General features: G+C 69.8%; 1 protein-coding gene. It reads right to left on the bottom strand.

The features are described 5' to 3' along the window. Nucleotides 1–667: 667 nt before the first annotated feature. Nucleotides 668–982, bottom strand: a 315-nt coding sequence (locus GWK61_RS54775; RefSeq protein ID WP_228564579.1) for a glycosyl hydrolase family protein, incomplete at its 5' end; no start/stop codon positions are given.

Raw genomic sequence — 982 nt, 5'->3', positions numbered from 1 at the left:
GGTGACGGGGCAGCGTGGCTGGTGGTGTGGTGAGGGGGTCCGAAGGACCATGGAGGGGTTTGGTTCTGGGTCCCTCGCCGCGTCAGCGGGCGCAGCCAACCTGCCCGGTTTGGCGGTGTCAAGCCGGGCGAGGCTGGACCACAGCAGGTGGGGTGCGGCTTGATTCCGCCAAACCGGGCTGGTTCCGTTTACGGCGATGACGCGGCGAGGGACCCAGAACCCGGCGACCACAAGCAACACCGCCAGCGCACAGCGCGACGCAGGCAACAGCGGACAGAAAGCCGAACAGTCGCGGACCGCCGCCAAACAACCCGACGCGCGGGTCGCCCCCTCGTCGAGGAGGCCCGCCAGAGGCCTCAAGGTGCCCACCAAACGCGGCAGGCAGCCGCCAGACCAAACGTGTGCGCAGTGACTCGGGCTCATGCGCGGTCGTGCTCGCGAACACCAGCGGCCGCCAGCGCAACCTGCGGGGCACAGCCGAACTGCGTCCCCCTGCGAGGTCATCAAACCCTGTGCGAAGCCGTAAAGATCACCTGTAAACCCCAGACAAACCGCACCCCGGGCGCCCAAGGCACCCCACGGACGACGACCGGTGACCGCCGACTGACGGCCACCGGCCACCCGCCACAGCCACCGGCCACAGCCACCGGTCACAGCCACCACACCCCTACCGCACAACCACCACCACCGCACTCCCAGCCGGCACACTCACCGTCATCTCCCGCCCATGCACCACAACCGCCTTCGCCACCGGCGCGAACGCCCCGTCAGCGCCGACCGTCGACCCGCCGATGGTGACTGCCTTCGACGTGAGCGATGGCGCGGTCAGCACGTAGGCCTCCCCCGAAGCCCCCGACGCCGCCAACGTCACCTTCGCCGTGATCGCCGCCGTCCCCTTGTTGTCGACCACGACATTGCCGCCGATCCCCCACGCCGACACGCCCGGCGCCCCACTCCCACCACTCCCCCCACTCACCGAAGT

It is taken from the genome of Catenulispora rubra (assembly GCF_015356825.1).
GTDB lineage: Bacteria > Actinomycetota > Actinomycetes > Streptomycetales > Catenulisporaceae > Catenulispora > Catenulispora rubra.
This window is presented reverse-complemented; position numbering and strand designations above follow the sequence as displayed.